Genomic DNA, 23236 nt, shown 5'->3' on the forward strand with positions numbered 1-23236 from the left:
GGTCAGTTCCTCGCCGGCGCCGAGGTCGCGCCCCGATGTCGCGCGCCGCTGCTAGAACTCCGCCGAGGCGACGCCCTTCTGTCTGCCGGGTGTGTGCATTGCACGAGTGATTCATGAACCGATCATTGTCTCCCGACAGCACGTACAGCCCATGCGACCTGAAATACGCCGAGAAAATTTCACCGAATATCAGGGTCTTCGTAAAATTATTGTATCTGATATATTATATTTCCGATTGCACTATAGAAAATGCATATGGACTAATCAAAAATCGCGCTCTGCTCTGAAAATACGCCAATACTCTGTATCTTTGACTGACAAAGAAAGGGGGCCTGCAAAACTTGCCATGCCCCCAATAGCGAAATCGGAAATATTTCAAGGCTCCCACGTCTGTCACCTGTTTACGTCGATGTTCAGCCCCCCCGGAATGGCGCAAGTGACCGCGGCGTGAGCGACCGGACCGTCGCTCCGGCTGGCGGCGCCGACCGCCGCGATCACCGTGCCGCCGGCTTTCCTCGTCGCCTTCGGGACGACCGGCGGCGCGGTCCGAGGCGGCGGCGTCGCCCGCTGGGCGACGCAGGTCGGCGGTCTTCGGCGCGCGCGAGACAGACGCCGGCGCCGCGCCGATCGGGGAAGTGGTGTCCGCGGCGGGATTCGAACCCACGGCCCCAGGATTCGTACCACTTCGGCTTTCGCCGCCGCCCCTCGGCGTTCGTGGTCTGGACTGTCCCTTCACCATAGGCCGAAACCCGTAGGTGCTGCCCATCCAGTCTCTACACCTTCCCCTCGCGGGGCTTGGCTCGGGATCGGCAAGGCGCCAGCGCGCCGTAGCGTTCCCCGACTTTGAGCAGATCCGTTGCGCCGTTTCCGAGCGCAACGCCCAATTTGACGATCAGGAATCCTGTGCTCTATCCGGCTGAGCTACGCGGACGCGACTTCTCCCTCTCTTCCAACGCCTTTGTTTTATCGCGGTCTTCGCGGATCGGCAACAGCCTCCCCGGCGGAGCCTGCACCTTGACGACCCCGCAAGCGCCGAAGCCCGCGAGCGGCGGGGCGCCGTCCGGGCGATGTCGCGCCTGCGCCTTTCGAGTCGGCGGCGCGCGGTCCTGCGGCGCAGGACCCGCCTTCGCGCGGCGCGAATCCCTCTGTATGGTGCGGGGAAGCGCGTGATCGCGCCCGACCGGACGCCGCGAAGACGGCGCGACGAGGAGACCGAGATGATCCGAGGCATCACATGCGCGGCGACGCTCGCGCTTGCGCTGGGCGCGGGCCTGGCGGGACAGGCCGGGGCGCGCGGCGTCGTGATCGGCATGCAGCTCGAGCCGCCCGTGCTCGACCCGACCGCAGGCGCCGCGGGCGCGATCGACGAAATCGTCTACGCCAACGTCTTCGAAGGCCTCACCCGCTTCGGGGCGGACGGCTCCATCGTTCCCGGCCTCGCGGAGAGCTGGGAGGTCTCGGCGGACGGGCTGAGCTGGACTTTCCGGCTGCGCGACGGCGTGCGCTTCCATGACGGAACCGCCTTCGACGCGGAGGATGTCGTGTTCTCCATCGAGCGGGCGCAGGCGGAGGACAGCGCCAATGCGCAGAAGGCGCTCTTCGCGCCCATCGCCGCGGCGACGGCGGTCGATCCGCTGACGGTGCGCATCGATCTGAGCCAGCCGACCGGCGCGCTCGACTTCAACCTGGCCTGGGGCGACGCCGTGATCGTCGCGCCCGAGAGCGCGGCGTCCAATGCGACCGACCCGGTCGGCACCGGTCCGTTCCGCTTCGCGCGCTGGGCGCGGGGCGACCGGGTGGAGCTGACGCGCAACGAGGACTATTGGGGCGAGCCGGCTGCTCTCGACGGCGCGACGTTCAAGTTCGTCTCCGACCCCACCGCCGCCTTCGCCGCGGTGATGGCGGGCGACATCGAAGCCTTCCCCGCCTTCCCAGCGCCCGAAATGCTCGACGCGCTGGCCGCCGATCCGCGCTTCCGCGTCACCATCGGATCGACCGAAGGCGAGACGATCCTCGCGATGAACAATGCGCGCCCGCCGCTCGACGACATCCGGATGCGGCGCGCGATCACGCACGCCATCGACCGCAAGGCGCTGATCGACGGCGCGATGTTCGGCCACGCGACGCCCATCGGCTCGCATTTCGCGCCGCATCACCCCGATTACGTCGACCTCACCGAACTGTCGCAGCACGACCCCGATCTGTCGCGCCGGTTGCTTGAGGAGACGGGGCTGCAAGGCGCCGTGCTGTCGCTCAAGCTGCCGCCCCCCTCCTATGCGCGGCGCGGCGGCGAGATCGTCGCGGCCCAGCTGCGCGAAGTCGGCATCGAGACCCGGATCGAAACGCTGGAATGGGCGCAATGGCTCGAACAGGTGTTCAGAGGGCGCGATTTCGACTTGACCATCGTGGCGCATACCGAGCCGATGGACATAGGCATCTATGCGCGCGAGAGTTATTACTTCGGTTATGACGATGCGGAATTCCGCCAGTTTATGGATGTTTTGGCCCGCGAGACCGACCCGGACCAGCGCAGCTGGCTGCTGCAGGCCGCGCAGCGCAAGATCGCGGTGGATGCGGTCAACGCCTTCCTGTTCCAGCTGCCGCGCGCGATGGTCGCGGATGCGCGGCTGACAGGGCTGTGGGAGAACGCGCCCACTCAGGCCAACGACCTGACCGCCGTGCGCTGGGAGTGACGGCGGGAGAGGCCGCGCGCCCGTGCTCGGCTATGCGCTGCGGCGGCTGATCGCTTTGGCGGCCTCGCTGGCGGCGGCGAGCGTTGTGGTCTTTCTGGTAGTGGAAGTCGCGCCGGGCGACCCCGCGGCGCTGATGCTGGGGGTGGACGCGCGCCCCGACACGCTGGCCGCGCTCCGCGCCCAGCTCGGCCTCGACGCCCCGCCGCTCGCGCGGTATCTGGCTTGGGTCGGCGGCATGCTGCGCGGCGAGTTCGGCGTGAGCTACGCCTATCGCACCGAAGTGGGTCCGCTGATCGCCGAGCGGCTGGCGGTGTCGGCGCCGCTCGCGCTGCTCGCCATGGCGCTCTCCACGGCCGTCGCCGTGCCGGCGGGGCTGCTGGCGGCGGCGCATCGCGGTCGGGCCGGCGACGTGCTGGTGAGCGGGGCGGCGCAGATCGGCGTCGCGATTCCGAATTTCTGGCTGGCGATGCTGCTCGCGCTGGTCTTCGCCGTCGGCCTGCGCTGGTTTCCAGCGGGAGGCTTTCCCGGCTGGGAGGCGGGCTTGTGGGAGGGCTTGCGGGCGCTGACGCTGCCGGCGGTCGCGCTGGCGGCGCCGCAGGCGGCGATCCTCGCGCGGGTGATGCGCTCGGCGCTGATCGAGGCCCTCGGCGAGGACTATGTGCGCACGGCCCGCGCCAAGGGGCTGAGCCGCTGGGGCGCGCTGACCGGCCATGCGCTGCGCAACGCGACGATCCCGGCGCTGACGATCCTCGGGCTGCAATTCGGCTTCCTGCTGGCGGGCGCGATCATCATCGAGAACGTGTTCTACCTGCCGGGGCTGGGGCGGCTCGTCTTCCAGGCCATCGGCCAGCGCGACCTGATCGTGGTCGAGAGCGTGGTGATGGTGCTGGTCTTCGCGGTGATCCTGGTCAACTTCCTGACAGATCTCGCCTATGCGGCGGTCGATCCGAGATTGCGGCGGCGATGACCGGACGCGGGAGCGGCCCCGAGATTGGCCCGGCGACCGTGCGCGCCGCCCTGCTGCGCAGCCCGAGCTTCCTGATCGGCGCGGCGCTGGCCGGCGTCTTCGCGGCGCTCGCGCTCATCTCGCTTGTCTGGACGCCCTACGACCCGACGGCGATCTCGATCCCCGACCGTCTCCAGCCGCCCTCCGCCGCGCATTGGCTCGGGACGGACCATTTCGGGCGCGACATGGCGTCGATGGTCATGGCGGGCGCGCGCGTCTCCATCGCGGTCGCCGTGGTCGCCGTGGGCATCGGGATGGCGGTGGGGGTTCCGCTGGGCCTTGCGGCGGCGGCTGCGCGCGGGGGCTGGCTCGACGAAGCCGTGATGCGCGCCAACGATCTGGTCTTCGCCTTTCCCGCGCTGGTGATCGCGATCCTGATCACCGCGCTGCTCGGCCCCGGCGCGGTCAACGCGATCCTCGCAATCGGGATCTTCAACATCCCCGTCTTCGCGCGACTGGCGCGGGGGGCGGCGCTGTCGCTCTGGACGCGGGACTTCGCGCTGGCCGCGCGAATGGCGGGCAAGGGGCGGGCGCGCATCTCGCTCGAACACATCCTGCCCAATGTCGCGAGCCTGCTGATCGTGCAGGGCGCGACGCAGTTCTCGCTCGGCGTGCTGGCGGAGGCGGGGCTGTCCTATGTCGGCCTCGGGGCGCAGCCTCCCGCCGCGTCCTGGGGGCGGATGCTGGCCGAGGCGCAGACGATGGTCGGGCTCGCGCCGCATCTGGCGGTGGTTCCGGGGCTCGCGATCCTGCTGACGGTGCTCGGGCTCAACCTGATGGGCGACGGGCTGCGCGATGCGCTCGACCCGAAACTGAGATGGACGCGATGAGCCTGCTGCGGGTCGAGCAGATGTCGCTGTCCATCGGCCCAGCCCCGGTGCTGCGCGGCGTGAGCTTCGACATCCGCGCCGGCGAGTGTTTCGGGCTGATCGGCGAGTCGGGCTCGGGCAAGAGCATGTCGGCGATGGCGCTGCTGGGCCTCGCGCCGGCGCGCGCGACGGGGCGGGCGCTGTTCGAGGGCGCGGACTTGCTGGCGGCGTCGGAGCGGCGCTTGCAGGCGGTGCGGGGCGCGCGCATCGGAATGGTGTTTCAGGAGCCGATGACGGCGCTGAACCCGCTCCAGACCATCGGCGCGCAAGTCGCCGAGACCGTCCGCATCCACGGCGCGGCGAATGCGCGGCGGGCGCGCGAGATCGCCCGCGAGACGCTGGAGCGCGTCGGTCTGCCGGAGCGTCAGTTTCCGCTGTCGCGCTATCCGCACGAGCTGTCCGGCGGCCAGCGCCAGAGGGTGGGGATCGCGATGGCGGTCGCGTTGCGGCCCGCTCTGCTGATCGCGGACGAGCCGACGACCGCGCTCGACGTCACCACGCAGGCGCGGATTCTGAAGCTCCTGATGCGGCTCGTGGCGCAGGACGGCATGGCGCTGCTGCTGATCACCCACGACCTCGGCGTCGTCGCCGCCCATGCCGACCGGATCGCCGTGATGCGCGACGGCGAAGTGGTGGAGCGGGGGGCGGCGGCGGAGGCGCTGTCGCGGCCTGCCCACGCCCATACGCGCGCGCTGGTCGCCGCCTCGCGCCCCGCCCCGAAGCATCGCCGCGCCCCGGTCGAGGGTCCGCCGCTGCTGGAGGTGCGCGAGGCGCTGCGCATCCATCGCGGCCCCCGCCCGTCGCCTTTCGGCGCGCGCCCCGAGACGCGCGCGCTCGACGGCGTCTCATTGACGGTCGGCCGGGGCGAGCGGGTGGCGCTGGTCGGCGAATCGGGCTGCGGGAAATCGACGCTGGCCCGCGCGATCCTCGGGCTCGAGCCGATCCAGGGCGGGGAGATCCGCATCGGCGGCGCCCCGATGCCGCGCGACGGGCGCGCCCCGCCGGCGCTGCGCCGCCGCGTTCAGGCGGTGTTTCAGGACCCTTACGGCAGCTTCGATCCGCGCTGGCGCGTCGGCGATCTGGTCGCCGAGCCGTTCCACCTGATGCGCCCCCGCCCGACGCGCGCGGCGCAGGCGGCGCGCGTCGCCGAGGTGCTGCGCGCGGTTGGGCTGCCGGAGGATTCGGCGCAACGCCACATCCACGCCTTCTCGGGCGGCCAGCGCCAGCGCATCGCCATCGCCCGCGCCCTCGCCATCGCGCCCGATCTGGTGATCCTCGACGAGGCGACGTCCGCGCTCGACCTGTCGATCCGCGCGCAGATCCTTTCGCTGGTGGCGGAGCTGTCGGAGCGGCTCGGCGCGGCCTTCCTGATCATCGCGCATGATCTGGCGGCGGTGCGGGCGGTGGCGGACCGGGTGCTGGTGATGCGGGCCGGCCGGATCGTCGAGGACGGTCCGACCGAGGCGCTCTTCGCCGCGCCCCGCGACGCGTACACCCGCGCGCTGCTCGCCGCGGCGCCCGATCTCGCAACCGCGCTCGCCCGCCGCAACCGGAGCCCCGCCGCATGACAGCCCCTTTCGCCCCCGGCCCCCGCAACCTGATCACCGACGTCGCGGGCCTGCGCGTCGGCAATGCGCAGGACGCCGCCTTGCGCTCGGGCGTCACCGTGCTGACGGCGGATGCGCCCTTCGCGGCGGCGGTTCACGTCATGGGCGGCGCGCCAGGAACGCGCGAGACCGACCTGCTCGCGCCCGACAAGCTCGTGGAGGGCGTCGACGCGCTGGTGCTGTCGGGCGGGTCGGTCTTCGGGCTGGCGGCGGCGGACGGGGTGGCGGGCGCTCTGCGCGCAGCGGGGCGCGGCTTCGCCGTGGGCGCGAGCCGGGCGCCCATCGTCCCGGCTGCGATCCTGTTCGACCTTGGCGACGGGCGCGAGGCGGAGTGGGGCGAGAACCCCTATCCCGCGCTCGGGCGGGCGGCGCTGGCGGCGGCGTCGGAGGTCTTCGCGCTGGGCTCGGAAGGCGCGGGGACGGGCGCTGTCGCGGGCGCGCTGAAGGGCGGGCTCGGCTCGGCCTCGCTGGTCCTGCCTTCGGGGATCGCGGTGGGCGCGCTGGTCGCGGTCAACGCGCTGGGACAAGCGACGGTCGGCGACCTGCCGCAGTTCTGGGCGGGGCCTTTCGAGATCGGCGACGAGTTCGGCGGGCTCGGGCCGCCCCCCGCCCCCGCGCCCGCCAGCTTGTTCGCCACCAAGCTCGACGCGGCGCGCGCGGGCGCGAACACGACCATCGCCATCGTCGCGACCGACGCCGCGCTGACCAAGGCGCAGGCGCAGCGCATGGCGGCGGCGGCGCATGACGGCATGGCGCGCGCGCTGGTCCCTGCGCACACCCCCTTCGACGGCGATCTGGTCTTCGCCGCGGCGACCGGCGCGCGCGCGCTGGGCGATCCGCTGCGCGAGCCGCTGGAGATCGGCGCGGCGGCGGCGCTGTGCCTGTCGCGCGCGGTGGCGCGCGGGGTGTTCCACGCGCGCCATATGCCCGGAGATGCGGCGCCTTGCTGGGCGACGAAGTTCGGACGGGTCGCGTAGGCGCTCCGCGCTCAGAGGCCGGGCTTGAAGCGCATCAGCTCCGCCCCGTCGGCGTCGGCGAGGATCAGAGCGCCGTCGCGCTCGACCGCCCGGGCCGCGTCGGTCAGCGCCGAGAAATACGACTCTTCCTCCGCCATCTCCGGACATGCGCGCCGCGTCGCCGCGATGGGGCCGAGCGCGAGCCCGCCACCGGGCCGCGCCAGATCGCCGATGAACTGGTTGCAGGGGCCGGCCCCCGCGATCCGGTCGCCCTTGAAGGAGAGGCTCGCCCGAAGGCCGGGCGCGCCGCGCAGCGACGACAGAACCCAGTCCGAGCCGTCCGCCGGAAAGGGGGCCTCGGCGGCGGGCGGCGCGGCGGCGCAGCCGGCCAGAGCCAGCAGCGCCGCCGCGACCGGCGCGCGCTTACGCAGTTTCGAGCACCCGGCGCGCGATCACCTGCGCCTGAATCTCCGCAGCCCCTTCGAAGATGTTGAGGATGCGGGCGTCGCAGAGCACGCGGCTGATGTCGTATTCCAGCGCGAATCCGTTGCCGCCGTGAATCTGAAGCGCGTTGTCGGCGCAGGACCACGCGATGCGGGCCGCGAGCAGCTTCGCCATGCCGGCCTCGAGGTCGCAGCGCCGCTCGGCGTCCTTCTCGCGGGCGGAGAAATAGGTCAGCTGGCGCGCGACCATGATCTCCACCGCCATCATCGCGAGCTTGGAGTAGACGCGCGGGAAGGCGATGAGCTGCTTGCCGAAGGCGGTGCGGTCCTGCGCATAGCGCATCCCGAGCTCCATCGCGTTCTGCGCGACGCCGACGGCGCGGGCGGCGGTCTGGATGCGCGCGCTCTCGAAGGTCTGCATCAGCTGCTTGAAGCCCTGCCCCTCGACGCCGCCGAGCAGCGCGTCGCCGGCGACGCGGTGGTCGTCGAGCGCGAGCGTGTACTCCTTCATGCCGCGATAGCCGAGCACTTCGATCTCCGAGCCGTCGATGGTCGGATCGGGGAACGGATTCTCGCAACACCCGCGGGTCTTGGGCGCGAGGAACATCGACAGACCGCGGTAATCGTCGGTGTCGGGCACGGTGCGGGCGAGCACGGTCATCAGATCGGTGCGCGCGCCATGGGTGATCCAGGTCTTGTTGCCGGTCAGCACCCATTCGTCGCCGTCGCGGCGGCCGCGGGTCTTGAGCGCGCCGAGGTCGGAGCCGGTGTTGGGCTCGGTGAAGACGGCGGTGGGAAGGATCTCGGCGGAGGCGAGCTTGGGCAGCCAGTGCGCCTTCTGCTCCGGCGTGCCGCCGCACAGGATCAGCTCGGCGGCGATCTCGGTCCGGGTGCCGAGCGAGCCGACGCCGATATAGCCCCGCGACAGCTCCTCGGAGACGACGCACATCGCCGTCTTGCCCATGCCGAAGCCGCCGAACTCCTCAGGGATGGTCAGGCCGAACACGCCGAGCTCGGCCATCTCGGCGATCACCTCGTCGGCGACGAGCTCGTCCTCCAGATGCCAGCCATGCGCGTGCGGCACGACCTTCTCGTCCGCGAAGCGCCGGAACTGGTCGCGGATCATCTCGTATTCTTCGTCCAGCGCGCAGTCGCCGAACGTGGCCGAGCCGTCGCGCTCGATCATCAGCTCCACCAGCCGCTTGCGCAGCGCGTCCTGCGTCCCGTCGGCGATCAGCGCGTCGACGGCGTCGCCGATGAGCGCGACGCCCAGATCGGACAGGCGCACCAGCTCGTTCTGGCTCATCGGCAGGCCGCCGCGCAGCTGCGCGAGGTACTCGCCGAAGGCGATGCGCAGGATCAGCCGCTCCATCTCGCCGAACTTGCCGGTCTCGTCGAGCCGACGCGCCCAGGCCGCCATCTCGCGCAGCGAGAAGGCGTAGGTCTCGCACCAGGCGAGCGCGTGGGCGGCGTACTGCTCCGCTTCAAGGGCGCCGTTGGAGATGCGCGCGCCTGCGGAGACCTTGGCGCGCAGCCCCGCCCGGGCCTGCGCGAGCGCGGCGTCGAGGGCGGCGAGGGCCTCGTCGGCGAGGCCGAGCGTGTCGATCTCGGCGGCGGTTCCGGCGGCGACGGCTCCGGCGGGCGCGGTGGCGATGTTCATGCGGCGTGCCTCTGTCAGGGCGCGCCGAGTCGGGCGCGCCGTTTCTCCCATTTTGTGCGCCGCAACCTAGCGCGCAGGGGGCGCAGGGTCAATCGTCGCGCAACTTCCTTTCCTCGCCGAGGGGGGCGCGGGAACATTGTTGCCGGCGCCGCGCCGCGCCGTTCGCGCCGTTGACGCGCGCCGCGAAGGGCGCTTCATGGCGGGGACGATCCCCGGAGAGCCGCCCTGTCCGCATTCGACGCCTTCCTGTCAGAGCACGGCGCGCTCGGCCTTTTCGCGGCGGTCGCGGTGCTGTTGGTCGGCGGCGTGGCCAAGGGGGCGGTGGGCTTCGCGCTGCCGATGATCGCGATCAGCGGGCTCGGCGCGTTCCTGCCCGCGACGACCGCCGTCGCCCTGCTGATCGCGCCGACGTTCCTGAGCAACGTCTGGCAGGCGCTGCGCGACGGGATCGGCCCGGCGCTGGCGACGATCCGCGACTACCGGCTGATCCTCGTCACCCTGCTGCCGAGCATCGCGCTGTCGGCGCAGCTTCTGGCGATCCTGCCCGACGCCGCGATCTTCGCGATCCTCGGCGCGTCCATCACCCTGTTCTCGCTGACGCAGCTGCTCGGGCTGCGGCTGCCCGACCCGACCGGGGCGCATCCGGCGGCGCCGTTGGCGGTGGGCGCAGTGGCGGGATTCTTCGGCGGGGTCTCCGGGGTCTGGGGGCCGCCGATCATGATGTACATGATCGCGCGCAACACGCTGAAAGCCGAGCAGATGCGCGCGCTCGGCCTCGTCTTCGTGCTCGGCTCGGTGGCGCTGACCGCCGCGCATGTGCAGTCGGGGGTGCTGAACGCGCAGACGGCGCCGCTGTCGGTTGCGGGGACGATCCCGGTGATGATCGGGATGGCGCTCGGCCTCGCGCTCAACCGCCGGATGAACCAGGACGTTTTTCGCCGGGCGACGCTGGTCGTGCTCACCCTGTCGGGGCTGAACCTTCTGCGCCGGTCGCTGAGCCTCTGAGCGCCGGCTCAGGGGCCTTCGGGGCGGGTCAGGATGAAGACGGCGACCGCCGCCAGCGCGCCCGCCTGAACCGCCAGCACCCAGGCCGCCGCGCCGAGCGCCAGCGGGATCGCGAAACTTGCGAGGATCGACAGCATCGCCAGCCGTTTCACGGGGCGGCGGATCGCCCCGTTCGCCCGCCAGTCGGCGATGGGCGGGCCGAAGCGGGGATGGCTCAGCAGCCAGTCATGCACGCGCTGCGACGAGCGCGCGAAGCAGAAGGAGGCGAGGAGCAGGAACGGCACGGTCGGCAGGAGCGGCAGCGCGATTCCGACCACCCCGAGCCCGACCGAGGCCCAGCCCAGCGTGAACCATACCGCCCGCATCGCGTTCACGACCGCCTTTCCCCGCCGGGGGCGTGCGCCGCCCAGATTTCGCAACACATGCGCAGATGCGCCGCCGCCGCGTCTTCGCCAGGGCGGATGAGGCCCAGCGCCCGCGCGGCGTCGAAGAATCCCGGTCCGGGCGCCCCGCCCCGTCGCCGACCGACGACCAGCGCCGCGAGCGTCGGCGCGCCGCGCGCGGCGTCTTCGGCCATGATCCGCTCCAGCGCTTCGGCGACGCGGCGCACGCGCAGCGGCGGGCGCAGACCGAGGATCGTCGCGGCCTGCTCGTAGGTCAACGTCGTTCCGAGCGACGCGACAAGGCGCAGCGCCGCGCGCAGGGCCGCGTCGGTCCCGGCCTGCGCGCTCAGAGCAGGAGCGCCCGCAGCACGGCGTCGAGCACCATCCGCCCGCGCGCCGTCGCCGCGATGCGCCCTTCCGAGGTCCGCGCGATCACGCCGTCCGCGACGAGGGCCGCGACCTTCTCCGGGTCGAGGGGCGCGCCGGCGAGCCGCGCATGGCGCGCGGGATCGGCCCCTTCGCTCAGGCGCAACGCCATCATCAGATGCTCCACGGCCTGATCCCGCGGAGCCACCGGCTCCGTCTCGACGCTGTCGCCGCGCGCCTCCACCGCCGCGAGCCATGCGGCGGGGTCGCGCGGAGCGACGGTGGCCAGCCGCGTCCCGTCCGCCAGCGTCGCGCGCCCATGCGCGCCGGGGCCGACGCCGACATAGTCGCCATAACGCCAGTAGATCAGGTTGTGGCGGCTCTGCGCGCCGGGCCTCGCATGGTTTGAGATTTCATAGGCCGGCATCCCCGCCGCGCCGCAGATCTCCTGCGTCGCCGCATACATGTCCGCCGCAAGCTCCGGCGCGGGAACTCGGAGCCGCCCGCGCGCGTGCAATTCCGCAAAGCGCGTGCCGGGCTCGACGGTCAACTGGTAGAGCGAGAGGTGATCGACCGCCATCGCCAGCGCCGCGCGCAGCTCCGCCTCCCATGAAGCGAGGGTCTGGCCGACGCGCGCGTAGATCAGGTCGAAGGAGACTCGGTCGAAGGCCGTGCGCGCCACGTCGAAGGCCGCGCGCGCCTCCGCGGCGGAGTGGGTGCGGCCCAGCGCGCGCAGATCGGCGTCGTTCAGCGCCTGCGCGCCCATCGACACGCGGTTGGCGCCCGCCGCGCGGAACGCGGCGAAGCGCACGGCCTCGATCGAGGTCGGGTTGGCCTCGAGCGTGACTTCGGCGTCCGGCGCCAGCCCCCAGAGCCGCGCGACGGCATCGAGCGCGGCGGCGACTGTCTCGGGCGCCATCAGGCTCGGCGTGCCGCCGCCGAAGAACACCGAATCGACGCGCCGCGGTCCGGTCCGCTGTCGCGCGGCGGTCAGTTCCGCGACCAGCGCGCGGGCGAAGCGGGGGTGATCGACCGGGGCTTTCGCGACATGGGAGTTGAAGTCGCAATAAGGGCATTTCGACAGGCAGTAGGGCCAGTGCAGATAGACGCCGAACCCGCCCGCGACCCAGTCGGGGGCGGGCGCCGGGCCGGCCTCGACTGCCGCGGCGCCTGTCATCCGCGGAACGCCGTGACCTCGATCTCGATCTTCCATTCGGGCCGCAGCAGCGGCGTGCAGACGGTCGTGTTGGCGGGGCGGCTCTCGCCGAACGCCTCGCGCAGCGCCGGGCCGATGGCGGGGTGGTCGGCGGGGTCGGGCAGATGGATCACCGTGCGCACCACGTCGCCGAAGCCGAAACCCGCCTCCGCCAGCGCCCGCCCGATCACGGTCAGCGCCGCGCGCGTCTGCGCCTCGGCGCCTTCCGGCACGAGCCCGGTCTCGGGGTCGCGCCCGATGGTGCCGGCGACGAAGCACCAGTCGCCCTGAACCACGGCCCGGGAATAGGCGAACTCGGCCTCGAAGGGCGAGCCGGAGGAGATCAGGCGCTTGGGCGAGGCGGTCATGCGGGCGCTCCGAAGATGGCGGGAACGAGTTGCTCGAAGGCGTCGGCGCGGTGCGAGATGGCGTGCTTCTCCACCGGATCCATCTCGGCGAAAGTCGCGTCGCGTCCGTCGGGCAGGAACATCGGGTCGAAGCCGAAGCCGTGCGCGCCGCGCGGCGGCCAGACCAGCCGCCCTTCCGCGCGCCCGACGAACACCGCATCCGCCCCGTCCGGCCAGGCGACGCAGAGGCAGCAGACGAAGCGCGCGCGGCGCGGCTCGGGCGCGGCGTTGGCCTCGACTTCGGCCCAGACCCGCGCCATCGCGGCGGCGTAGTCGCGCCCCTTGCCCGTTTCGGCCCAGTCCGCCGTATGCACGCCCGGCGCGCCGCCGAGCGCGTCGACTTCGATGCCGCTGTCGTCCGACAGCGCGGGCAGGCCCGCGGCGCGCGCCGCCGCATGGGCCTTGATGCGCGCGTTGCCCTCGAAGCTCTCCTCGGTCTCCGCCGGCTCGGGCAGGCCCAGCGACGCCGCCGAGACGACCTCGACGCCGAAGGGCGCCAGCAGGTCGCCGATCTCGCGCAGCTTGCCGGCGTTGTGGGTGGCGACGACCAGCCGTCCGCCCGAGATCCGGCGCGTCACGCCAGCGCCGCCTTCTGCGCCGCGACAAGCTCCGCGATGCCCTTCTCGGCGAGCGCCAGCATCTCGTCGAGCCGCGCGCGGGGGAAGGTCGCGCCCTCGGCGGAGGCCTGCACTTCCACGAGCGCGCCGCCGTCGGTCATCACGAAATTGGCGTCGGCGTCGGCGTCGCTGTCCTCGGGATAGTCGAGATCGAGGATGGGGACGCCGCGGAACACGCCGCAGGAGATCGCCGCGACATGGCCGGTCAGCGCGTCGTGCTTGATCGTCCCCGCCTTCAGCATCGCGTTCACGGCGAGCCGCAGCGCGACCCAGCCGCCGGTGATCGAGGCCGTGCGCGTGCCGCCGTCGGCCTGCAGCACGTCGCAATCCACGACGATCTGCCGCTCGCCGAGCGCCGGGCGGTCGAGACAGGCGCGCAAGCTGCGCCCGATCAGCCGCTGGATCTCCTGCGTCCGCCCCGAGGCGCCCTGCCGCTCGCGGCGGTTGCGGCTGGTGGTGGCGCGGGGCAGCATCGCGTATTCCGCCGTCACCCAGCCCAGCCCCGTGTTGCGCAGGAAGGGCGGCGCCTTCTCCTCGACAGTGGCGGTGCAGAGCACCTGCGTGTCGCCGAACTTCACGAGGCAGGAGCCCTCGGCGTGGCGGCTGACGCCGATCTCGAAGCTGACGGGGCGAAGGGCGTCGGGGGCGCGGCCGGAGGGGCGCATCTGGCGTCTCCATACTGAAAGCGCTCCCTTAGCCGGGCGCGCGCGCGGCGTCCACCGCAGCGTCCGCCGGGCCGTCCGCCGCGCCGGGCGCCCGGGCCGCGATGCCGGCGCGAGAAAGTTCGCGCTGCGTCGCACAACAGGCCTTGCCGCAGCGCATCGGCAATGTCATGTAACTTGCGCCGCGCGAATTGAACTATTGTTGCGTCGAACGACGACAGCCCGCAGGAGGAACGAATGGCCGCACTCGATGTCGCCGCGAAAGCGCCCGTCAAAGACCTTTACGAAGTGGGAGAGATCCCGCCGCTCGGCCATGTGCCGGCGCAGATGTACGCCTGGGCGATCCGGCGCGAGCGCCATGGCGAACCCGACACGGCGATGAAGGTCGAAGTGGTCGACACGCCGAAGCTCGACAGCCATGACGTGCTGGTGATGGTGATGGCGGCGGGCGTCAACTACAACGGCGTCTGGGCCGCGCTCGGCCAGCCGATCTCGCCATTCGACGGCCACAAGCAGCCCTATCACATCGCCGGCTCCGACGCGTCGGGCATCGTCTGGGCGGTCGGCGACAAGGTCAAGAACTGGAAAGTCGGCGACGAGGTCGTCATCCACTGCAACCAGGACGACGGCGACGACGAGGAGTGCAACGGCGGCGACCCGATGTACTCGCCGAGCCAGCGGATCTGGGGCTACGAGACGCCCGACGGCTCCTTCGCGCAGTTCACTCGCGTGCAGGCGCAGCAGCTGATGAAGCGGCCCACGCATCTCACCTGGGAAGAGTCGGCCTGCTACACGCTGACGCTCGCCACCGCCTACCGCATGCTGTTCGGCCATCACCCGCACGAGCTGAAGCCGGGGATGAACGTGCTGGTCTGGGGCGCGTCCGGCGGCCTCGGGGTGTATGCGATCCAGCTGATCAACACCGCCGGCGCCAACGCCATCGGCGTTATCTCCGACGAGAGCAAGCGCGACTACGTCATGAGCCTCGGCGCCAAGGGCGTGATCAACCGCAAGGACTTCAAGTGCTGGGGCCAGCTCCCCAAGGTCGGCACGCCCGAATACAAGACCTGGTTCGACGAGACCCGCAAGTTCGGCAAGGCGATCTGGGACATCACCGGCAAGGGCAAGAACGTCGACATCGTGTTCGAGCATCCGGGCGAATCGACCTTCCCGGTCTCGACCTTCGTCTGCAAGAAGGGCGGCATGGTGGTGATCTGCGCCGGCACCACCGGCTTCAACTGCACCTTCGACGTGCGCTACATGTGGATGCACCAGAAGCGCCTGCAGGGCAGCCATTTCGCCCATCTCAAGCAGGCCGCCGCCGCCAACCAACTGATGATCGAGCGCCGGCTCGACCCCTGCATGTCGGACGTCTTCCCCTGGGAGCAACTGCCCGAGCCGCACATGATGATGCTGCGCAACGAGCACAAGCCGGGCAACATGTCGGTGCTGGTGCAGGCCCCGACCACCGGGCTGCGCACGCTCGAGGACGCGGTCGAAGCGTTCGAAGGCTGAAGCGCACGACGATCCGGCGCGCCCGTCGGGGGCGCGCCGGAGCCCGCCCTCAGGCCGCGCTCACTCGCCGGCTTCCTCGGTGAGCATGTCGAGATCGGGCAGCTTCAACGCCCGCGTGCTCTCGAAGGTGATGACCCCGTCCGCGCGCAGCTTGGTCATCTGGCGGCTGACCGTCTCGATGGTCATGCCGAGATACTCCGCGATTTCCGCCCGCGTCAGCGGCAGCTCGACCGCGATGTCGCGCCGCACACCGGCGGAGGATTCGCGCCGCGCGAGCATCAGAAGGAAGCTCGCGAGCTTCTCGCGCGCGGTCTTGCGCCCGAGCAGCAGCAGCCATTCGCGCGCCGCGTCGAGCTCGTCGAGCGTCATCTGGAGCATCCGCTCCTCGAGCCGCGGCGTGCTGCGCAGCAACTGCTCGAAGGGCTTGCGGTGGAACTGGCAGAGCGTCACGTCGGTCGCGGCGACGGCGTCGTATTCGGCGCGGGCGCGCATCGCATGGCCGACGAAATCGCCGGGAAACAGCAGCCCGACCATCTGGGTGCGCCCGTCCGACAGCGTCTTGGTCAGCTTGACCATGCCGCGCACGATCGAGCCGACAACCTGGCTCTCCTCGCCGGCGGCCAGCAGCTCGCGCCCCGCCGCGTAGTCGCGGTAGCTCTTGATCGAGTCGAGCGTCTGCAACTCGGACTGGTCGCAATAGGCGCAGACGGCCTTCTCGCGGATCGGGCAGTCCCCGCACCGGACATGGCTGAATTTCGCGTTGGGGAGGGCGAAGCTCTCCATGGGTGCGACCTCTTCCAAGACAGCGTCCAGCTTAGTTGACATTGGGGACGAATTCCACATCCCCCATTGGTCGCAAGCGGCGCGCTTCGCCGCAGCCCTCGCGGCGGCGAAGCGCATGCGCCATAGTGGCCGGAACGCCAGCAGAGGGAGCGCGACGATGCGCGCCGCACGCCAGATCGCCGCCGCAACTCTGTGCGCTACGCTCATTGCGAGCGCAGCGCAAGCCGACCTCCCGGCGAAGACCCTGTTCGGCGCTGCGGCGGCGCCGAGCGGCGGGCCGGCATCGGCGCATGGGGCGCATGCGGCGGGCTGTCTCGCAGGCGCCGTGGCGCTGCCGGAGACCGGTCCGGGCTGGCAGGCGATGCGCCTCAGCCGCAACCGCCTCTGGGGCCATCCCGCCGCAATCGCGACGGTCGAGCGCCTTGCGGCGCACGCGCGCGCGATCGGCTGGCCGGGGCTGCTGGTCGGCGACATCAGCCAGCCGCGCGGCGGGCCGATGGTCTCGGGCCATTCCTCGCACCAGATCGGGCTCGACATCGACATCTGGCTGACCGAGCCCCCGGCGCGCCCGCTCAGCCGCAGGGCGCGCGAGACGATGGGGGCGCAGAGCGTCGTCGCGCCCGACCGCATGCGTGTCTCCGACCGCTGGACGCCGCGCCACGCGGCGCTGCTGCGCGCCGCCGCCGAAGCGCCGGGCGTCGCGCGCATCTTCGTGAACGCCGCGATCAAGGCGGAGCTGTGCCGGGGGGCCGGGCCGCAGGACGCATCCTGGCTGCGCCGCGTCCGGCCCTGGTGGGGGCACGACGCGCATTTCCACATCCGCCTCGCCTGCCCAGAGGGCGCGGCGGGTTGCGTCGATCAGGCGCCGCCGCCCGAGGGCTCGGGCTGCGACGCGTCGCTCGACTGGTGGTTCAGCGACGAGGCGCTGTCGCCGCCGCCCCCGGCGAAGCCGCTTCCGCCGAGGCCCGTCGCGACGCTGGCCGACCTGCCGCCGGCCTGCGCCGACATTCTGGCGGCTCCGTGAGAGGGGCGCTCGCCATCTTGTGCGCCGCATTGATGGCGAGCGCGCCCGTCGCGGCCGCGGCGCCGGAGGCCGCGCCCGCCCCGCAGGCCCGCCCGCTCGCCCGCGCGCCCGCGCCGCGCGCCCCGGACCCGATCGCCGCCTACGCGCAACCGGCGACCCTCGACCTGCCCGCGGATGCGCGGCTGCGTCTGCTCGGCGCGATCGTCGTCGCGGCCGAGCACCCCGTCTGGGGCGGGCTGTCGGGCGTCGCGGTCTCGCCCGACGGAGCGCGCGCGGTGTTCCTCTCCGATCGCGCGGCGCTGTTTCGCGCGACGCTCGAGCGGCGCGACGGCGCGCTGACGGGGCTCTCCGCGCTGCGCGCAGTGCCGATCCGCGACGCGTCGGGCGCGACGACGCCGAGCGGGCGGCGCGACCCCGAGGCGCTGGCGCTGCGGGCCGACGGCGCGCTCGCCATCGCCTTCGAGACCGACAACGCGATCTGGCTGCATCCCGAGATCGGCGCGCCGGGCGCCCCGATCCCGCTCTCGGCGCAGATGGCCGAACTGCCGGTCAATGGCGGGATCGAGGCGCTGGCCTTCGATGCGGAAGGCGGGCTCTGGGCCATGTCGGAGACGCCCGCAAACGGAGGCTTCGCGCTGTTCCACCGCGCCGCCGGCGCCTCGGACTGGCGCGCGGAGACGCTGGCGCTCCCCGGCCCGCATCGCCCCACCGGGCTCGACATCGGCCCGGACGGGGCGTTCTACCTCACGCGGCGCGATTTCGGGTTCCTCAGAGGTTTTCGCACGCGCATCGAGCGGCTGACCCGGACGGAGGCGGGCTGGCGCGTCGAGCCGCTGCTCGCGCTCGACGCCAGCCCGCGCGACAACATCGAAGGGATCGCCGTCTGGCGCGACGAGGCGGGCGGCCTGCGGCTGCTCGTCGTCGCAGACGACAATTTCAACGCCGTCCAGCGCAACCTGATCGCGGAGTTCCTGGTCTCGCCCTGAGGGGCCGTCCGAAGACCGCCGGGACCACCTCAGGGCGTCGCGCGGCGCCCTGTCGATCTGGACGGAAAGCGCGCGCGGCGTTCGGCGGCCCTCTCCCGGCGCTCGGGCCTCGCTTGCAACCCGCGCGAGGGCGCGGCAAGGAGACTGGGCAGCTGTCCGGAACCCGCCCATGCGCCGCCTTTACCACATGCCCCTCTCGCCTTTCAGCCGCAAGATCCGGCTCGTGCTGGCGGAGAAGAAGCTCGAAGTCGCGTTGATCGAGGAGCGGGTGTGGGAGCGGCGGCTCGACTTCCTGCGCCTCAACCCCGCTGGCGACGTCCCCGTTCTGGTCGAGCCGGATGGAACCGTGCTCGCCGACAGCGCCGCGATCTTCGAATATCTGGAGGAGACCTGCCCCGAGCCGCGCCTGCTGCCCGACGCGCACCTCGAACGCGCCGAGGCGCGGCGGCTCGTCGGCTGGTTCGACGGCAAGTTCAACGCCGAGGTCACCGACACGCTGGTCTCCGAGCGCGCGCTCAAGCGGCTGATGCGCGCGGGCCACCCCGACAGCGCGCGCGTCAAGGCGGGCGCTCGGGCGATCAAGACGCATCTGGAGTATGTGGGCTGGCTCGTGGAGCGGCGGCACTGGCTGGCGGGCGAACGGCTCACCATCGCGGATTTCGCCGCCGCCGCGCATCTGAGCTGCCTCGACTTCATCGGCGACGTGCCGTGGGAGGTCTCGGACGCGGCGCGCGAGTGGTACGCCCGCGTCAAGTCGCGCCCGGCCTTCAGGTCGCTTCTGTCGGATCACCTGCCGGGCTTTTCGCCGCCGCCCCACTACGCCGATCCGGATTTCTGAGCATGGCGGCGGCGCCCGGCGCGACACGCGAACTGCGCGCGGCGCTGGAGGGGCAGGCCCGCGCCATGGGCTTCGCCGGGTTCGGCATCTGCGCGCCGGAGGCCGTCGCGGCCATGGGGGCCGGCGCGGCGCTGCGGGGATGGCTCGCCGAAGGCTTGCAGGGCGAGATGCGCTGGATGGCGGATCGGGCCGACTGGCGCGCCGACGCCGCCGCGCTCTGGCCGCAGGCGAACAGCGTGGCGATGCTCGCCGAGCCCTACCCGCCCGCCGGCGACCCGTTGGGGGCGCTGACCCGCCGCGACCGCGGCGCGATCTCGGTCTATGCGCAGGGCCGCGACTATCACGACGTCGTCAAGCGCAAGCTCAAGGCGCTGGGCCGCTGGCTGATCGACGCCGCCGGGGGCGAGATCAAGGTGTTCGTCGACACCGCCCCGGTGATGGAGAAGCCGCTCGCCGAGGCCGCCGGGCTCGGCTGGCGCGGCAAGCACACCAATCTCGTCTCGCGCGAGCTCGGCTCGTGGTTCTTCCTCGGCGCGATCTTCACGACGCTGGTGTTGCCCCGCGACGCCCGCCACGCGGACCGCTGCGGGGCCTGCCGGCGCTGCCTCGACATCTGCCCGACCGCGGCCTTCCCCGCGCCCTACACGCTCGACGCAAGGCGCTGCATCTCCTACCTGACCATCGAGCTGAAAGGCCCGATCCCGCGCGCGATGCGCCCGCTGATCGGGAACCGCATCTACGGCTGCGACGACTGCCTCGCCGTCTGCCCCTGGAACAAGTTCGCCGGCCGCGCCCGCGAGATGGCCTACGCCCCGCGCGCCGAACTCAGGGCGCCCAGGCTGGCCGACCTCGCAGCCCTCGACGACGCGGCCTTTCGCGAGGTGTTCGCCGGCTCGCCCGTCAAGCGGATCGGGCGCGCGCGCTTCCTGCGCAACGTGCTGACCGCGATCGGGAACTCTGGCGAGCCGCGGCTGGCGGCCTCGGCGCGCGCCCGGCTCGACGACCCCGAACCGCTGGTGCGGGGCGCGGCGGTCTGGGCGCTCTCGCGACTCGTCCCGAGGGAGGCGCTGGCGGCGATGGCGCGTCCGGATCCCGACGCCGCCGTGGCGGAGGAGTGGCGCGACGCGCTCGGCTCAGGGCTGGCCTTTTGAGGGCGCCATCTTCTCGACGACCGCCATCAGCAGCGTCGAGACGACGAAGGTCATGTGCAGGATCACCAGCCAGAGCAGCTTGTCGTTCGGGACTTTCTCGATGTTCATGAACGACTTGAGCAGGTGTATCGACGAGATCGCCACGATCGAGGAGGCGACTTTCAGCTTCAGACTCCCGGCATCCAGCTTGCCGAGCCAGCTCAGCCGGTCGGCGCCCTCGGCGAGGTCGAAGCGCGAGACGAAATTCTCGTAGCCCGAGATCACCATCATCACGACGAGGCTTCCCACCAGCGCCAGATCGATCAGAGCGAGGATGGCGAGGATCACGTCGGTCTGCGTCAGCGTCTCGAACTGGAGTGCGAGATACCACAATTCGCGCACGAAGGTCGCCGAGAGCAGGAGCAGCAGCACGGCGAGCCCGAAATAGAGCGGCACCAGCAGCCAGCGCGACTGGTAGAGAATCGTCTCGATCACGCGTTCCATGAGGCCCTCCCCCGCATCGCGCCGGGGATGCGCCGTCATGGGCGCGGCGTCAACTGGGGCGTGGGCTGCGGCCCCGGCTGAGACCCTGACCGAGGCGCCGCCGGGCTCATCCGTCCTGTTCGGTCTTGAGCCGTTCCGTCAGGGCGAGCAGCACGGTGGTCGCGACGAAGGTCAGATGCATGCCGATCATCCAAGGGAGGACGGCGCGGTCGAGCTCCTCGATCCGCATGAATGATTTCAGCAGATGAATCGAGGAGATCGCGACGATCGCCGCCGAGAGCTTGAGCTTCAGCCCGCCCGGATCGAACCGGCGCAGCGCCTCGGGCCTGCCGCCGCCGCCGGGTTCGCGAAAGCCCGTGACGTAGTTCTGAAACCCCGAGAGGACCACCATCACGACTAGCGTCGCGACGAGGGCGAGATCGATGATGGTCAACGTCGCGAGGATCAGCCCGCTGCTGTCGGTAGCCGCGATCGCGCCAAACAGCGCCCAGAGTTCCTTGGCGACCCCGACGAGGAGGAGCAGCATCACCAGCGAAAGCGCCGCATAGAACGGGGCCAGCAGCCACCGCGTGAGAGAGAGCGCCTTCTGAACGATCTGCTCGACCATGCCCCGCCACTCTCCGCGCAGGACGTGGGAATTTCAACCGCCGTCCATGTCCTGAAGCGCCAGCCGGGCGCGTTCGGCGTCGGGGCCGTCAGGGTCGGCGGCGATGGCGTCGAGCCAGTCGGCCCGCGCCCCCGGGCGGTCGCCAAGCGCGGCTTTCGCCGCCCCGCGCTCGAACAGGGCCGAGGCTGCGCCGGGGCGGGCGCGCAGGGCCGCGTCGGCGTCGGCGCGCGCGCCCTCGGGGTCGCCCAACGCCCGGCGGAGCGCCGCGCTCACGACCAGCAGGGCGGCGTCGCCGGGCGCGGCTGAGCGGGCGGCGGCGAGGTCGGCCCACGCTGCGGCGAGATGGCCTTCGCTCGCCGACAGATCGGCGCGCGCCGCCAGCGCCTCGACATTGCCGCGGTCGAGATCGAGCGCCCGGTCGAGCGCGGCGCGCGCGGCCATAGGCTGACCGTCGGCGCGCCAGAACCCCGCCGCCTGCGCCAGCATCGCCGCCCTCGTTTCGGCGGGGGCCGGACCGGGGGCCGCCGCGAGATCGGCCAGCAACGCCGCCGCCGGGTCGAGCGCGCCCTGCGCCGCGAGCGCCATCGCCCGGCAGTGCTGCGCGCCGTCGCCGCCGCCCTCGCGCGCCCAGCGCAGGGCTGCGACCTCCGCCTGCTCGGGGGCGCGGGCGACCAGCGCCATGCAGGCGTCGTAGTCGAGCGCGGCGGCGGGCGAAGCGACGAGAAGCGCAAGAAAGGCGAACGGGGGTCGCATGGGGCGCGGGCTCCGGCTAGGGTCGGCGCGCAGGGTAACAGCGCGGAGATGGCGAGAGAATGGCTGCGGGAACGCTTCTGACGCTCGGGCACGGCTACAGCGCGGCGGCGCTGGGGCGGCTGCTTCTGGCGGAAGGCTGGCGCGTGATCGGGGCCACGCGCTCGACGGCCAGGGCCGAGGCGCTGCGCGCCGAGGGCGTCGAGCCCTTCGTCTGGCATGGCGGCGACGCCGGGGCGGCGCTCGACGCCGCCGATCATCTGCTGATCTCCGCCGCGCCCGACCCCGGGGGCGACCCGGTGCTGCGCGATCTCGGGCCGGTTCTCTGGGCGGCGGCGGACAGGATGCGTTGGGTCGGCTATCTCTCCACGACCGGCGTCTATGGCGACCATCAGGGCGGCTGGGTGGACGAGGACACGCCGCCCAACCCCGCCCCCGGCCGCAGCGCCGCCCGCGTCGAGGCGGAGCGCGCGTGGCTGGAGCTGCGCGTGGCGGCGGGGCTTCCGGTCCACATCTTCCGACTGGCGGGCATCTACGGCCCCGGTCGCGGCCCCTTCGAAAAGCTGCGCGACGGAACGGCGCGGCGCATCGTCAAGCCCGGACAAATCTTCAGCCGCATCCATGTCGAGGACATCGCACGGACCTTGCGCGCCTCCATCGACCGCCCCGATCCGGGCCGCATCTACAATGTCTGCGACGACGAGCCCGCCCCCCCGCAGGAGGTGACGGCCTACGCCGCGCGCCTGCTCGGGATCGACCCGCCCCCCGAAGTCGACTACGCGACCGCCGATCTCAGCCCGATGGCGCGCAGCTTCTACGCCGAGAGCAAGCGCGTCTCGAACCGCCGGCTGCATGAGGAACTCGGCGTCTCGCTCGCCTATCCCACCTATCGCGAAGGGCTCGCGGCGGTGCTGGCGGCGGAGGGCGGCTGATCAGCGGCCCCGCGCGGCCCGCCGCTTCTGATGCTCGCGCCACAGCGTGAACAGGCCGGCCGCCACGATCAGCGTCGCGCCGAGGATCGTCGGGGCGTCCACGCTTTCGCCGAACACCGCCACGCCCACCGCCGCGCCGAACACGAGCTGAAGGTAGGTGAAGGGCTGCACGACGCTCGCCTCCGCCGCCTCCAGCGCCTTGATCAGCATGTAATGCCCGGTCATGCCGGTGACGCACAGCATCGCCATCCAGCCCCAGTCCCAGCCGACCATCGGGGTCCAGAAGAACGGGCCGATC

Annotated in this window: 25 protein-coding genes; 12 read left to right on the top strand and 13 right to left on the bottom strand. The window is 72.0% G+C overall.

Features of this window, described 5'->3' with window-relative positions; all coding sequences use genetic code 11:
- Window positions 1-1217 precede the first annotated feature (1217 nt).
- The 5 genes from V7Q31_RS12290 to V7Q31_RS12310 are packed head-to-tail and all read left to right on the top strand — an operon-like array spanning window position 1218 to window position 7152.
- Entirely contained in the window at window positions 1218-2693 is a 1476-nt protein-coding gene (locus V7Q31_RS12290) for an ABC transporter substrate-binding protein (protein WP_333834153.1), read from the top strand.
- 22 nt (window positions 2694-2715) lie between these two features.
- Window positions 2716-3660 carry an ABC transporter permease gene (locus V7Q31_RS12295; protein ID WP_333834154.1) on the top strand — a complete coding sequence of 315 codons (945 nt, stop codon included), beginning with the start codon at window positions 2716-2718 and terminating at the stop codon, window positions 3658-3660.
- The gene (locus tag V7Q31_RS12300; RefSeq protein WP_333834155.1) at window positions 3657-4529 is read left to right on the top strand and encodes an ABC transporter permease; all 873 of its coding nucleotides are present in this window, start codon (window positions 3657-3659) and stop codon (window positions 4527-4529) included. The genes V7Q31_RS12295 and V7Q31_RS12300 overlap by 4 nt, the downstream gene beginning before the upstream one ends.
- Window positions 4517-6136, top strand: a complete 1620-nt coding sequence (locus V7Q31_RS12305) for a dipeptide ABC transporter ATP-binding protein (RefSeq protein WP_333834156.1) — start codon at window positions 4517-4519, stop codon at window positions 6134-6136. The genes V7Q31_RS12300 and V7Q31_RS12305 overlap by 13 nt, the downstream gene beginning before the upstream one ends.
- On the top strand, window positions 6133-7152 hold the full coding sequence (locus tag V7Q31_RS12310; RefSeq protein WP_333834157.1) for a P1 family peptidase: 1020 nt from the start codon (window positions 6133-6135) through the stop codon (window positions 7150-7152). Before V7Q31_RS12305 ends, V7Q31_RS12310 begins: the two co-directional genes overlap by 4 nt.
- A gap of 11 nt (window positions 7153-7163) precedes the next feature.
- On the opposite strand, the gene V7Q31_RS12315 is transcribed toward V7Q31_RS12310, so the two are convergent.
- Both V7Q31_RS12315 and V7Q31_RS12320 read right to left on the bottom strand, forming a co-directional pair.
- The gene (locus tag V7Q31_RS12315) at window positions 7164-7562 is read right to left on the bottom strand and encodes an META domain-containing protein (protein WP_333834176.1); all 399 of its coding nucleotides are present in this window, start codon (window positions 7560-7562) and stop codon (window positions 7164-7166) included.
- Entirely contained in the window at window positions 7555-9234 is a 1680-nt protein-coding gene (locus V7Q31_RS12320) for an acyl-CoA dehydrogenase family protein (RefSeq protein ID WP_333834158.1), read from the bottom strand. Before V7Q31_RS12320 ends, V7Q31_RS12315 begins: the two co-directional genes overlap by 8 nt.
- A gap of 288 nt (window positions 9235-9522) precedes the next feature.
- On the opposite strand from V7Q31_RS12320, the gene V7Q31_RS12325 reads away from it, so the two are divergent.
- Complete coding sequence (locus tag V7Q31_RS12325) at window positions 9523-10239, top strand: sulfite exporter TauE/SafE family protein (RefSeq protein ID WP_333834159.1); 717 nt, start codon at window positions 9523-9525, stop codon at window positions 10237-10239.
- An 8-nt stretch (window positions 10240-10247) separates the two neighbouring features.
- Here V7Q31_RS12325 and V7Q31_RS12330 read toward each other — a convergent pair whose 3' ends face one another.
- From V7Q31_RS12330 to rph, 6 genes are all read right to left on the bottom strand, one after another.
- Window positions 10248-10604, bottom strand: a complete 357-nt coding sequence (locus tag V7Q31_RS12330) for a YbaN family protein (RefSeq protein ID WP_333834177.1) — start codon at window positions 10602-10604, stop codon at window positions 10248-10250.
- Between the two features lie 5 nt (window positions 10605-10609).
- Window positions 10610-10900 (bottom strand): hypothetical protein, encoded by a 291-nt coding sequence (locus V7Q31_RS12335; protein WP_333834160.1) that lies wholly within the window; start codon window positions 10898-10900, stop codon window positions 10610-10612.
- A gap of 68 nt (window positions 10901-10968) precedes the next feature.
- Window positions 10969-12165, bottom strand: a complete 1197-nt coding sequence (hemW, locus tag V7Q31_RS12340) for a radical SAM family heme chaperone HemW (RefSeq protein WP_333834161.1) — start codon at window positions 12163-12165, stop codon at window positions 10969-10971.
- Entirely contained in the window at window positions 12162-12551 is a 390-nt protein-coding gene (locus V7Q31_RS12345; protein ID WP_333834162.1) for a RidA family protein, read from the bottom strand. The genes hemW and V7Q31_RS12345 overlap by 4 nt, the downstream gene beginning before the upstream one ends.
- Complete coding sequence (gene rdgB / locus V7Q31_RS12350; RefSeq protein WP_333834163.1) at window positions 12548-13168, bottom strand: RdgB/HAM1 family non-canonical purine NTP pyrophosphatase; 621 nt, start codon at window positions 13166-13168, stop codon at window positions 12548-12550. Before rdgB ends, V7Q31_RS12345 begins: the two co-directional genes overlap by 4 nt.
- Window positions 13165-13872 (bottom strand): ribonuclease PH, encoded by a 708-nt coding sequence (gene rph, locus V7Q31_RS12355; protein ID WP_333834164.1) that lies wholly within the window; start codon window positions 13870-13872, stop codon window positions 13165-13167. Before rph ends, rdgB begins: the two co-directional genes overlap by 4 nt.
- A 234-nt stretch (window positions 13873-14106) precedes the next feature.
- Here rph and ccrA point away from each other — a divergent pair, with 234 nt between their 5' ends.
- Window positions 14107-15384, top strand: coding sequence for a crotonyl-CoA carboxylase/reductase (gene ccrA / locus V7Q31_RS12360; protein WP_333834165.1), 1278 nt, complete (start codon window positions 14107-14109; stop codon window positions 15382-15384).
- A 60-nt stretch (window positions 15385-15444) separates the two neighbouring features.
- Here the strand turns inward: ccrA and fnrL are convergent, their stop codons facing one another.
- The gene (fnrL, locus tag V7Q31_RS12365; protein ID WP_333834166.1) at window positions 15445-16167 is read right to left on the bottom strand and encodes a transcriptional regulator FnrL; all 723 of its coding nucleotides are present in this window, start codon (window positions 16165-16167) and stop codon (window positions 15445-15447) included.
- Between the two features lie 157 nt (window positions 16168-16324).
- Here fnrL and mepA point away from each other — a divergent pair, with 157 nt between their 5' ends.
- The 4 genes from mepA to queG all read left to right on the top strand — a co-directional run bounded on the left by mepA (window position 16325) and on the right by queG (window position 20166).
- On the top strand, window positions 16325-17191 hold the full coding sequence (gene mepA, locus V7Q31_RS12370; protein WP_333834167.1) for a penicillin-insensitive murein endopeptidase: 867 nt from the start codon (window positions 16325-16327) through the stop codon (window positions 17189-17191).
- A gap of 32 nt (window positions 17192-17223) precedes the next feature.
- Window positions 17224-18177, top strand: coding sequence for an esterase-like activity of phytase family protein (locus tag V7Q31_RS12375; RefSeq protein WP_333834168.1), 954 nt, complete (start codon window positions 17224-17226; stop codon window positions 18175-18177).
- Between the two features lie 169 nt (window positions 18178-18346).
- Window positions 18347-19015, top strand: a complete 669-nt coding sequence (gene fzlA / locus V7Q31_RS12380; RefSeq protein WP_333834169.1) for an FtsZ-binding protein FzlA — start codon at window positions 18347-18349, stop codon at window positions 19013-19015.
- Window positions 19016-19017: 2 nt separating this feature from the next.
- Complete coding sequence (queG, locus tag V7Q31_RS12385; RefSeq protein ID WP_333834170.1) at window positions 19018-20166, top strand: tRNA epoxyqueuosine(34) reductase QueG; 1149 nt, start codon at window positions 19018-19020, stop codon at window positions 20164-20166.
- Here queG and V7Q31_RS12390 read toward each other — a convergent pair.
- The 3 genes from V7Q31_RS12390 to V7Q31_RS12400 all read right to left on the bottom strand — a co-directional run bounded on the left by V7Q31_RS12390 (window position 20149) and on the right by V7Q31_RS12400 (window position 22009).
- Window positions 20149-20649: a TIGR00645 family protein gene (locus V7Q31_RS12390; RefSeq protein ID WP_333834171.1), complete on the bottom strand. Its 501-nt coding sequence runs from the start codon at window positions 20647-20649 to the stop codon at window positions 20149-20151. The genes queG and V7Q31_RS12390 overlap by 18 nt on opposite strands.
- Window positions 20650-20755: 106 nt before the next feature.
- Window positions 20756-21256, bottom strand: coding sequence for a YqhA family protein (locus tag V7Q31_RS12395; RefSeq protein ID WP_333834172.1), 501 nt, complete (start codon window positions 21254-21256; stop codon window positions 20756-20758).
- Between the two features lie 33 nt (window positions 21257-21289).
- Entirely contained in the window at window positions 21290-22009 is a 720-nt protein-coding gene (locus V7Q31_RS12400) for a hypothetical protein (RefSeq protein WP_333834173.1), read from the bottom strand.
- Between the two features lie 59 nt (window positions 22010-22068).
- Here V7Q31_RS12400 and V7Q31_RS12405 point away from each other — a divergent pair, with 59 nt between their 5' ends.
- A complete protein-coding gene (locus tag V7Q31_RS12405) occupies window positions 22069-22938 on the top strand; it encodes an SDR family oxidoreductase (protein WP_333834174.1) in 870 nt (289 codons plus the stop codon).
- Here the strand turns inward: V7Q31_RS12405 and V7Q31_RS12410 are convergent.
- Window positions 22939-23236, bottom strand: a 298-nt coding sequence (locus V7Q31_RS12410; protein WP_333834175.1) for a DMT family transporter, incomplete at its 5' end; no start/stop codon positions are given.

The organism is Rubrimonas sp. (genome assembly GCF_036788415.1).
Classification (GTDB): Bacteria; Pseudomonadota; Alphaproteobacteria; order Rhodobacterales; family Rhodobacteraceae; genus Rubrimonas.